Below are 11847 nucleotides of genomic sequence, written 5' to 3' on the forward strand. Positions count from 1 at the left end.
AACCTAGAAAATGTTAACCAATTACTTTTTGAAGACGATTTAAAACTTTTTCTTTTCCAAGAAGTGCAATAGCATTAGGAAGCTCTGGACCGTGTGTTTGACCAGTAGTTGCAACACGGATTGGCATAAATAAGTTTTTACCTTTATGACCTGTTTCCTTTTGAACTGCTTTAATAGCCGCCTTAATTGCTGCCGGTTCCATAGCTTCTAGTGCTTCTACTTGACCAGCAAATGCACGAAGTACTTCTGGTACTTGTTCACCTTTTAATACTTCTTGTCCTTCTTCTTCATAATCAACATGATCTTTGAAGAACATTTCAGAAAGCTCTACAATTTCAGCTCCAAAGCTCATTTGTTCATGATATAACGCAATTACATCACGAATCCAAGCTTGTTCTTGTTCACTTAAAGTTTCACCTATACGTCCAGCCTTCACTAAATGCGGTAAGCTTAATTCTACCACCGTATCTAAATCTTGCTTTTTCATATATTGGTTGTTCATCCATTTTAGTTTTTGAGAATCAAATAATGCAGGTGATTTTGATAAACGAGCTGCATCAAACATTTTGATAAACTCTTCTTGAGAGAAGATTTCTTCTTCTCCTACTGGCGACCAACCTAGTAGTGCAATAAAGTTAAAGATTGCTTCTGGAAGATATCCAAGCTCTTTATATTGCTCAATAAATTGAATAATAGATTCATCACGCTTACTTAATTTTTTACGGCTTTCATTTACAATTAAAGTCATATGACCGAATTGCGGAATATCCCAACCGAAAGCTTCATAAATCATCATTTGTTTTGGCGTGTTTGAAATATGGTCATCACCACGAAGTACGTGTGTAATTTCCATTAAGTGATCATCTACTGCTACTGCAAAGTTATAAGTTGGAATTCCATCTTTTTTCACGATAACGAAATCACCGAAATCATTTGAATGGAATGCAACTTCATCTTTTACAATATCTTTAAATGTGTAATCACGGTCAGCTGGTACGCGGAAACGAATACTTGGAATACGTCCCTCAGCTTCAAATTCTTTCACTTGCGCTTCAGTTAAATCACGGTGGTTACCTGCGTAACGAGGTGTTTCACCACGAGCAATTTGCCCTTCGCGTTCTGCTTCTAGCTCTTCTTCTGTCATATAACATTTGTAAGCTAAACCACGCTCTAATAAATCTTCATATAACTTTTTATAAATATCTAAACGCTCTGTTTGACGATATGGTCCAAATTCACCACCAACATCAACACCTTCATCCCAGTCCATACCGAGCCATTTCAAGTATTTTAATTGGCTTTCTTCTCCACCAGCAACATTACGTTTTACATCAGTATCTTCAATACGAATAATAAACTTACCATCTTGATGACGAGCAAATAAATAATTAAATAATGCCGTACGCGCATTTCCGATATGTAAGTGTCCTGTTGGACTTGGCGCATAGCGCACTCTCACTTGCTTTTCCATAATTGGTACACCTTCCATTCTTAATGTCAACACATTCTATAATTGTACACCAAAAAAATGTGATTATCCATCTTACGAATTAAAAACCATTATTTTTTCTGTAATAAAACAACTGCTTGAGAAGCAATTCCTTCTTCTCTACCTGTAAATCCTAATTTTTCTGTTGTTGTTGCCTTTACATTGATATTATCGATAGACGTTTCTAATAGCTCACTAATACGTTTGCGCATACTTTCAATATGTGGTGCCATTTTTGGCTTTTGAGCAATAATTGTACAATCTAAATTCCCTAATTCATAACCTTGTTCACGCACAAACTCCCAAACCTTTTGCAATAATACAGCTGAATCAGCATCTTTAAAGGCAGGGTCTGTATCAGGAAAATGTTTCCCAATATCTCCTGCTGCAATTGCACCTAAACACGCATCCGCGATTGTATGTAACAATACATCTGCATCAGAGTGACCGATTAATCCTTTCTCATGTGGAATTGTAATTCCGCCAATAATTAACGGTCTACCTTCCGCGAATTCATGCACATCAAAACCTTGTCCAATTCGAAACATTTTTTACATCCTCCTCGAGCTAAACTACTGAGCTTTATGATTCTATATTATATCGCTATCCTTATAAAGAAAAGCCCGGCCTTTGCCGAGCTTCTCTTCGCTATAATCATTGCTATCATTTCTTTTGAACGTGAAGAAAACTTTCAGCAATTAGTAAATCCTCTGGGGTCGTCACTTTAATATTATAGTAACTCCCCTCTACTACACCTACTTGCTTCCCGATACGTTCTACGAGACTTGCATCATCTGTACCAAGGAAACAACTCTGCTTCGCACTTCTATGAGCTTCTAACAAAAGAGAAACAGAGAACCCTTGCGGTGTTTGAACAGCTTTAAGTTGAGATCTTTCTACCGTTTCGACAACAACACCCTGCTCTACTTTCTTAACAGTATCTTTCACTGGCACCGCACAAATGGAAGCTCCATATTTTTCTGCTGCAGTTAATACATCTTGGATCACTTTATTCGTTACGAACGGGCGCGCACCGTCATGTACAAGAACATACTCAACATCACTCGTATGCTGAATCGCATTATATACACTATCTTGTCTTTCAGCTCCACCTTGAATAAATTGTACTGGCTTTGCAACCGGATACTTTTGCATTAACTCTTCAAAATACGGACGCTCTTCTTCGTTAATTGCCATAATAATATTTTTACATGCTTTATCCTGTTCGAAAGCACGTAACGTATGCACAATAATCGGTACTTCATTAATAAGTAAGAACAACTTATTTTTGCCAGCACCCATCCGCTTTCCTTGACCAGCTGCTGGAATAATTAATGTATACATATTAATAATCCTCTACTTATAATGCTTTTTCTAATAATTTACGTTTGGCAAAAATCATGCGCCCAGCCGACGTTTGTAACACACTCGTAACGAGTACATCGAGTTGTGAGCCTACATATTCTCTACCATCTTCTACTACAATCATCGTGCCGTCATCTAAATATGCTACACCTTGATTTTGTTCTTTTCCATCTTTTACAACATACACACTTAATTCTTCACCTGGGAGTACAACAGGTTTAATTGCATTAGCTAAATCATTAATGTTTAACACCGTTACCCCTTGTAATTCAGAGACTTTGTTTAAGTTGAAGTCATTCGTTACTACCGTTCCACCAGTGATTTTCGCCAACTTTACAAGTTTGCTATCCACTTCCTGAATATCATCGAAATCGCCTTCATAAATTTCTACCGGGATCGGCATCTCTTTTTGAATACGATTTAAAATATCTAATCCTCTGCGACCACGATTACGTTTTAAAGCATCAGAAGAATCGGCAATGTGCTGAAGTTCTTCTAACACGAATTGCGGAATGACAATTGTTCCTTCTAAAAACTTTGTTTGGCAAATATCAGCAATACGTCCATCGATAATTACACTTGTATCGAGAATTTTCCAATGCGCTAAAGATTCTTCTACCTCATTTTCTGGTTCTTCATTCTCACTATTATTATTTTTCTTCTTCCCACGTTGTGGTAATGTAAATAATCCTAGCAATTCATTCCTCTTTTTAAACCCTACTTGGAATCCTAAATATCCTAGTAAAAGAGTAAAGAACACTTGCAACACTGTACTAATAACTGGAATTGTAAATTCACGAATTGGTATTAAAATTAAATACGCAACAATAAGCCCAGAGATTAAACCTAATGTACCAAACAAAACATCTGCTACAGGCGCTTTTACAAGAGCCTCTTCAATATGCTTAATAAGTTGAACAATATAATCTACAAGCCAAAATGTTGTTAAAAATAAAATAATTGCACCAATAATTGCACGAACATACGATCCTTCCAATAAAGGAACGGCACCGATGTCTAATACATTAATAACTTTTGGGATTAAGTAAATCCCTAACGCTCCCCCGATTACTAAAAAGAAGAGCTGTACAATCCGTTTTAACATCCAACCACCTCCTACTCATTATTAACCATTGTTTCGCTAATCAAAACGCCGAATGCAAAAGCGGACGTGTTTTTTTATAAATAGTTTTATTTACCAATATATCATATCATATACCAAAAATGTTCTAGTGTCGTTATATTATGGAATCAATGTAATATTCTTAATTGTGTCTACTCATATAGAGATGCTCTTGAATTCTTTTTAGGCCTTCTCGTATTTTCTTCGCCCTGACTTCTCCAATTCCTTCCACATCATCTAATTCATTAATAGTTGCACGACAAACACCTTGCAAAGTTTTAAATCGATTAATTAAATTTTCAATGATAAGTGGTGGAACACGCGAAATTTTGCTTGTGATTCGGTATCCTCTCGGCGTCACACTTTCTTCTAAACTCGTTTGTCCTGGGTATCCAAGCAATTTAACTAAATCACTGTCCTCTAGAAGTTGTGTATTCGCAAGTTCTTGTAACTTTTTCAAAATTTGATGATGGTCTTGTGTTTTTTCTTGATAGTAATCTTTAATTAATAGCGCTGCCTCTGCTTCTAAGTCGGCTAATAGTTCCGTAAGTTGTAAACGAATTAACCTACCTTCTGTTCCCAATTCATGAATATAGCTCAATATTTCATTTTTAATACGTAGTACCATTTCAACACTATGTAAAACATGGACTACCTCGGACATTGTAACAACCTCTTCAAATTCTAGAATGCCCAAATTCGTAATCCCATCATTCCATACAGCCTTATATTTTTCTAACGTTTGGATAGCTTGATTCGCCTTTGTTAAAATAACGCCTATATCTTTTAGTGTATAACGTAAATTCCCTTGATATAGCGTAATTACGTTACGTCTTTGTGAAATAGCCACAACAAGGCTGCCTGTCTGCTTTGCTACACGCTCCGCCGTTCGGTGGCGCATACCTGTCTCAATAGAGTCAATAGATGACTCTGGAACTAACTGTGCGTTCGAAATCAAAATTTTACTTCCCGTTTCATTTAAAATAAGTGCCCCATCCATTTTTGCTAATTCATATAAACTAGCTGGAGAGAATGCACAATTAATATGAAAACCTCCATCAACAATACTTTTAATCTGCTCATTATATCCAAGAACAATTAATCCCCCTGTTTGTGCGCGAAGTACATTATCTATCCCTTCGCGCAGTGGTGTTCCCGGGGCCACAAGTTGTAAAATATTAATCATACTTTTGACACGTTGCTTGTTTTCTTCCATAGCCTAGCCTCCTAATGTCAAACGAAGTGCTTCTCCTAAATTAGATACACCAACTACCTCAATCCCATCTGGAATTGTCCATCCTCCCAAATTTTTTCTAGGAATAATAGCGCGTTGAAATCCTAATTTAGCTGCTTCTTGTACACGTTGTTCAATTCTTGATACCCTTCTTATTTCTCCAGTTAATCCTACTTCTCCTATTACTGCATCGGTTGGTGCCGTAGATTTATCTCTAAAACTTGAAGCTATACTTAAAGCGACAGCTAAATCAATTGCTGGTTCATCTAACTTCAAACCACCTGCTACTTTTAAATATGCATCCTGATTTTGCAATAATAAGCCTGTTCTTTTTTCTAGCACTGCCATAATAAGCGATACACGGTTATGATCAATTCCCGTTGCCATTCTTCGAGGGTTTCCAAAACTAGTAGGGGAAATTAATGCTTGTATTTCTACTAAAACTGGTCTTGTTCCTTCCATTGAGGCAACCACTGTTGATCCTGCAACCCCAACTGGTCTTTCCTCAAGAAAAATTTCAGAAGGGTTTAATACTTCTGCAAGGCCAAGCTCTTTCATTTCAAAAATACCCATTTCATTCGTAGAACCAAAACGATTCTTTACTGCTCGCAAAATGCGGTATGTATGATGACGGTCTCCTTCAAAGTAAAGAACTGCATCGACCATATGTTCTAACATACGAGGTCCTGCAATCGCTCCCTCTTTTGTCACATGTCCAACGATAAAAATAGGGATTCCTTTCGTTTTTGCAAGTTTCATTAATTCCGCTGTACATTCACGAACTTGTGCCACACTTCCCGGTGCTGATGTTACTTCAGGTAGATGTATTGTTTGAATAGAATCAATAACAACAAAGGCTGGGTTCACCTCTTCAATATGTGTTGCAATTCGCTGTAAGTCCGTCTCTGATACAACAAATAGATTACTACCATTTACATGTAAACGATCCGCACGCAGTTTAATCTGTTTTGCTGATTCTTCACCCGATATATATAGGACATCATATGAAGAATCCGCTAATTGTGATGATATTTGTAATAGTAACGTTGATTTTCCAATCCCGGGGTCTCCACCAATCAGTACTAAGGATCCATCTACAATCCCGCCACCAAGTACACGGTTAAATTCTTGAAATTTTGTTTCAATACGCGCCTCAGACTTTGTTTCCACTTCTGTTAGACGTCTTGGTTTTGTTACTTCTGTTTGAATTGCATTCGCATAATTAAGGCGCCTTGATGATACAACCGGTTCCATCTCTTCAACAAGCGTATTCCATTGACCACATCCAGGGCATTTCCCCATATATTTTGGTGACTGATACCCACACTCTTGACATGTGAATTTTGTTTTCTTTTTAGCCATATCGTTTTATATCTCACTTCACTTTCATCTATAAACAATTTATCCTTATCGTACAAGAAAGAGGGCTATCTCGTAGCCCTCTTAGTTTGTCTATACTTATTTTACCTTTTCAGCACTATGAATGACAAATGATTCTCCTTCAACATCAAAGATAACTTTTTGTCCTTTCTCAATAGCACCTTTTAAAAGTTCTTCCGATAGTCTATCTTCTACATGTTTCTGAATTGCTCTACGAAGCGGACGAGCACCGTACTCTCGGTCAAACCCTTTATCAGCAATAGCCGAAATCGCTCCTTCTGTTAAATGCAATTCAATTTCTTGCTCTTTTAAGCGATTTACTAACTGATTTACCATAAGTGTTACAATCTCTTGAATATGTTTTTTCTCAAGCATATGGAACACGATAATTTCATCAATACGGTTTAAGAATTCTGGACGGAATGCCTTTTTCAGTTCATCCATTACTTTACCTTTCATATCTGAATAATCGCGGCTCTCATCTTGTACGTTAAATCCAAGATGTTTATTACGTTTTAACGCTTCTGCACCAACGTTAGATGTCATAATAACAATTGTATTACGGAAATCAACTGTACGCCCTTTAGAATCTGTTAAGCGACCATCTTCTAATACTTGTAGTAAAATGTTAAACACATCAGGATGAGCTTTCTCTACTTCATCTAATAAGACAACTGAATATGGCTTACGGCGAACCTTTTCTGTTAATTGTCCACCTTCTTCATATCCAACATATCCTGGAGGAGATCCAACTAAACGAGAAGTAGAATGCTTCTCCATGTACTCAGACATATCGATGCGAATCATTGCATCCTCATCACCGAACATAGATTCTGCCAACGCTCTTGCTAGCTCCGTTTTACCTACACCTGTTGGTCCTAAGAAAATAAATGAACCAATCGGACGTTTCGGATCTTTCAAACCTGCTCTAGCACGACGAACAGCTTTCGCCACAGCTACTACCGCTTCATCTTGACCAATAACACGATCGTGAAGAATCGATTCTAAGTTTAATAATTTATCAGTCTCTGTTTGTGCAAGCTTAGAAACCGGGATACGAGTCCACGTAGAAACAACATTTGCAATATCTTCTACTGTCACTTCTGAGTTTTCTTTTCCTTGTTGCTCTTTCCATTGACGCTTCGTATCTTCTAACTTCTCACGTAAACGTTGTTCCATATCACGTAAGGAAGCAGCTTTTTCAAACTCTTGACTTTGTACAGCTGCATCTTTTTCTTTTCTAATTTCCTCAAGCTTCACTTCAAGCTCTTTTAGATTTGGTGGTGTTGTATAAGAGCGTAAGCGAACCTTTGAAGCAGCTTCATCAATTAAATCAATTGCTTTATCTGGTAAGAAACGATCTGTAATATAACGATCTGAAAGCTTTACAGCTGCATCAATTGCATCATCTGTAATAGATACGCGGTGATGTGCCTCATAACGATCACGTAAACCTTTCAAAATTTGAGTTGATTCATCTAAACTTGGCTCATCAACGTGAATTGGTTGGAAACGTCTCTCTAAAGCTGCATCTTTTTCAATATATTTGCGATATTCATCTAACGTTGTCGCTCCAATACATTGTAATTCCCCACGAGCTAAAGATGGTTTTAAAATGTTCGATGCGTCAATAGCACCTTCTGCTCCACCTGCACCAATTAATGTATGAAGTTCATCAATAAATAGAATGATATTTCCTGCTTGGCGGATTTCATCCATTACTTTCTTCAAACGGTCTTCAAATTCACCACGGTATTTCGTTCCGGCTACCACTGTACCCATATCTAGTGTCATAACACGCTTATCTCTTAAAGTTTCAGGAACTTCATTATTTACGATTTGTTGTGCTAATCCTTCTGCAATTGCCGTTTTACCTACACCAGGCTCCCCAATTAATACAGGATTGTTTTTCGTTCTACGGCTTAAAACTTCAATTACACGTTGAATTTCTTTACCACGTCCAATAACAGGGTCTAAACGATTTTCACGTGCAACAACTGTTAAATCACGTGCTAAGCTATCAAGTGTTGGTGTATTTGCATTTGTTGAAGAACCACCTTGATGACCTGAACTTGCTTCATTACTGCCAAGAAGTTGCAATACTTGTTGTCTTGCCTTATTTAAGCTAACACCTAAGTTATTTAAAACACGTGCTGCTACCCCTTCACCCTCGCGGATTAAACCAAGTAAAATATGTTCTGTTCCAACGTAAGAATGACCTAATTTACGAGCTTCATCCATAGACAGCTCAATAACCTTTTTAGCACGCGGTGTATAATGTACGGTTTGAGAAGCTTCTGTTCCGCGTCCAATTAACGCTTCTACTTCTTTTTGAACTTTCTCCGGGCTTAATCCAAGAGCAATCAACGCTTTTGCTGCAATTCCTTCACCTTCGCGTACAAGCCCAAGTAAAATATGTTCTGTTCCAATATTGTTATGCCCAATACGAATCGCTTCCTCTTGAGATAAAGCTAATACTTTCTGTGCTCTTTCTGTAAATCTTCCAAACATCATAGAAATCGCCTCCTACTTGCGCTTAGTTTTTTTCAATACGTAATCGCTCACGGATTAAGGTTGCTCTTCGATAATCTCTTTCTTCTGGCCCTAAAGGTCCTCCCGCATATTGTTGTAAAATGCCTGGTTGTGTAAGAACCATTAGCTCAGTCAAAATATTTCTCGATATACCTTTTATATATCCTAAATCAATACCAAGTCGTAAATCTGATAAGCAATTGGCTGCTTCCGCAGATTGAATTAAACGACTGTTGGCTAGTATGCCATAAGAGCGATAAACTTTATCTTCAAGCTCAATACTTGAATTTTGTACAATTAATTCTCTAGCCATCTTTTCTTGCTGTATGATTTGTTGAATGACACTCTTTAAATCTGCAATAATATCTTCTTCAGATTTTCCTAGCGTCATTTGGTTTGACACTTGAAATATATTACCTAACGCTTCGCTACCTTCACCGTATATTCCTCTTACTACTAACCCTAATTTTTGAATTACTTGTATAATACGGCTAATTCTTTTCGTTAAAACGAGCCCTGGTAAATGGATCATTACGGAAGCCCTAAGTCCTGTACCAACGTTAGTAGGGCAGCTCGTAATATATCCAAGTGATTCATCAAAAGCATATTCAACCTCTTTCTCAATCCAATTATCTATTTGATTAGCACTTTGAAGTGCCTCTGATAACTGCAATCCTGAAAATAAGCACTGAATCCGAATATGGTCTTCTTCATTCAGCATAACACTAATATGTTCGTTTTCTGACAATAGACACGCTCCATATTCTGTTCCTGCAAGGTTGGGACTAATTAAATGCTTTTCAACTAATACTCTCCTTTGAAGAGGCGTTAATTCATTCATTTTTAATAGTTCAAACTCTCCAAAAGGTTCTACTGTTTTATTTATAAATTCCTTTTTAAATAATTCTTGAATCTGTTTAGCTTCTTCTTCGTTTTGCATAGTAGAGAATTGATATTTTTTAAAATTACGAGCCAAACGAATTCGACTACTTAAAACAATATCAGAATCAGGGCCATCTCCCTTCATCCATGGACTAATCGCTTCATTCATAATTTTGTCCAGTGACATAGAACTATTCCCCCTCTCTATGCTCACTAAGCTGAGTTTCAAGATTTCTAATTTTATCCCTTACTCCAGCAGCTTTCTCAAATTCCTCTTTCTGTACGTATTGTTTCAGAATGAGTTTTAGTTCATCTAATTCTTTCTTTAAGTGAATATTTCCTTCTATACGCTTCGGAATTTTTCCACAATGATCTGTATGCCCGCCGTGAAGACGTTTTAATAACGGCTTTAAATGTTCCTTAAATGTATCGTAACAAGAAGCACATCCAAAGCGTCCTACCTTTGTAAGTTGCTCATATGTCATTTTACAATTTGGACATCTTAATATATTTGTGTTCGAAAATCCGCTTTTTTCTTCTTCAAACATTGTTGATTCACCGTGTAATAACCCAGCAAATAAATCATGGAATGAAAAGTTAGACTGCGATGATTGAAAGAAAGACGTATAGCCACTTTGTTCTGCACATTGCTCACAAAGATGAACTTCCGCCTTCTTTTCGTTAATTACTTTTGTATAATGTAAAGTTGCTGGTCTTATATTACAGTTTTGACAAGTCATCACTATCCCCACCTTTACAACAGGAACGATCTATCTCATAGTACTTTTCATACATTACTAGACTGTTCACTTTCCTTTATTCGTTTACATAAAAGTGCGTGTTCTTTTTTCAAAACTTCTACAATATTTAACTGCCTTATCTTTTAGTTATTATTCTTTTACAAAAGCTGTATTTATTTATATTTCAGTGTTCTTAACATTGCGCATAATATTCGAGCCCTAAGTTCATCTCGAGAAGGAACATCCATTGATAATACAGAACGATCTAGTACGCTTAACATAAGTTTAGCTTCACGATTCGTTATGATTCCCTCTTCTATTAAACGTATAATCATACTCTCTGCATTTCCTTGCGCAACGCTATGATCAATCATATGAAGCATTTGATCAATAATGTCTATATCGTCATGCAGTTTGACTTTTATAATGCGAATGTAACCTCCTCCACCACGTTTACTTTCTACTACAAATCCTCTTTCTAACGTAAAACGGGTATTGATCACATAATTGATTTGAGATGGTACGCACTCGAATCGATCCGCAATCTCATTTCTCTTGATTTCAATCACATTATTATTACTTAAGTCAATAACTTGCTTTAGATATTGCTCAATGATATCAGATATATTTCTCATTTATCCGCCACCTTTATTGACTTTGACTATCTTTGACTTTAATTATATACGTATTAATAAAATTTGCAACTCTTTTGCTTATTTACTATCCTAGCCACATTCCCCTGTATTTAATCAAAATAATAATTATTTAAATACATTTTTTATTACTATGGATTATAAAAGAAAACACGAAAAAACACGAGTCATTTGACTCGTGCTTAGTTGCTTGGCGACGTCCTACTCTCACAGGGACAAGGTCCCAACTACCATCGGCGCTAGAGAGCTTAACTTCCGTGTTCGGTATGGGAACGGGTGTGACCTCTCTGCCATCATCACCAAACTATGAAGGCATATTCCTTCAAAACTAGATAACATTGCTACATATTATATGGTTAAGTCCTCGATCTATTAGTATTCGTCAGCTCCACATGTCACCATGCTTCCACCTCGAACCTATCAACCTGATCATCTTTCAGGGATCTTAC

The 11847-nt window shown here is 36.9% G+C and carries 10 protein-coding genes and 2 rRNA genes; all 12 read right to left on the reverse strand.

Features of this window, described 5'->3' with window-relative positions; all coding sequences use genetic code 11:
* Nucleotides 1–13: 13 nt before the first annotated feature.
* Nucleotides 14–1471, reverse strand: a complete 1458-nt coding sequence (gene gltX / locus ACTFR9_RS26485; protein WP_000415154.1) for a glutamate--tRNA ligase — start codon at nucleotides 1469–1471, stop codon at nucleotides 14–16.
* 89 nt (nucleotides 1472–1560) lie between these two features.
* The gene (gene ispF / locus ACTFR9_RS26490; protein WP_000488386.1) at nucleotides 1561–2037 is read right to left on the reverse strand and encodes a 2-C-methyl-D-erythritol 2,4-cyclodiphosphate synthase; all 477 of its coding nucleotides are present in this window, start codon (nucleotides 2035–2037) and stop codon (nucleotides 1561–1563) included.
* A 115-nt stretch (nucleotides 2038–2152) separates the two neighbouring features.
* A complete protein-coding gene (gene ispD / locus ACTFR9_RS26495; protein WP_000288304.1) occupies nucleotides 2153–2833 on the reverse strand; it encodes a 2-C-methyl-D-erythritol 4-phosphate cytidylyltransferase in 681 nt (226 codons plus the stop codon).
* 16 nt (nucleotides 2834–2849) lie between these two features.
* Nucleotides 2850–3959, reverse strand: coding sequence for a PIN/TRAM domain-containing protein (locus ACTFR9_RS26500; RefSeq protein ID WP_000919684.1), 1110 nt, complete (start codon nucleotides 3957–3959; stop codon nucleotides 2850–2852).
* 160 nt (nucleotides 3960–4119) lie between these two features.
* Nucleotides 4120–5193, reverse strand: coding sequence for a DNA integrity scanning diadenylate cyclase DisA (gene disA / locus ACTFR9_RS26505; RefSeq protein ID WP_000392171.1), 1074 nt, complete (start codon nucleotides 5191–5193; stop codon nucleotides 4120–4122).
* 3 nt (nucleotides 5194–5196) lie between these two features.
* Complete coding sequence (gene radA / locus ACTFR9_RS26510) at nucleotides 5197–6573, reverse strand: DNA repair protein RadA (protein ID WP_001085212.1); 1377 nt, start codon at nucleotides 6571–6573, stop codon at nucleotides 5197–5199.
* A gap of 96 nt (nucleotides 6574–6669) precedes the next feature.
* A complete protein-coding gene (clpC, locus tag ACTFR9_RS26515) occupies nucleotides 6670–9105 on the reverse strand; it encodes an ATP-dependent protease ATP-binding subunit ClpC (RefSeq protein ID WP_000971179.1) in 2436 nt (811 codons plus the stop codon).
* A 22-nt stretch (nucleotides 9106–9127) separates the two neighbouring features.
* Nucleotides 9128–10192, reverse strand: coding sequence for a protein arginine kinase (locus ACTFR9_RS26520; RefSeq protein WP_000050825.1), 1065 nt, complete (start codon nucleotides 10190–10192; stop codon nucleotides 9128–9130).
* Between the two features lie 4 nt (nucleotides 10193–10196).
* Nucleotides 10197–10745 (reverse strand): UvrB/UvrC motif-containing protein, encoded by a 549-nt coding sequence (locus ACTFR9_RS26525; protein ID WP_000128382.1) that lies wholly within the window; start codon nucleotides 10743–10745, stop codon nucleotides 10197–10199.
* Between the two features lie 173 nt (nucleotides 10746–10918).
* A complete protein-coding gene (gene ctsR / locus ACTFR9_RS26530) occupies nucleotides 10919–11380 on the reverse strand; it encodes a transcriptional regulator CtsR (protein ID WP_001244563.1) in 462 nt (153 codons plus the stop codon).
* Between the two features lie 206 nt (nucleotides 11381–11586).
* Nucleotides 11587–11702: ribosomal RNA gene (gene rrf / locus ACTFR9_RS26535) — 5S ribosomal RNA — on the reverse strand.
* A 48-nt stretch (nucleotides 11703–11750) separates the two neighbouring features.
* A 23S ribosomal RNA gene (locus ACTFR9_RS26540) occupies nucleotides 11751–11847 on the reverse strand; the annotation flags it as partial.

Source organism: Bacillus cereus group sp. MYBK222-1 (assembly GCF_051916425.1).
In the GTDB taxonomy this organism is placed as follows: domain Bacteria; phylum Bacillota; class Bacilli; order Bacillales; family Bacillaceae_G; genus Bacillus_A; species Bacillus_A paranthracis.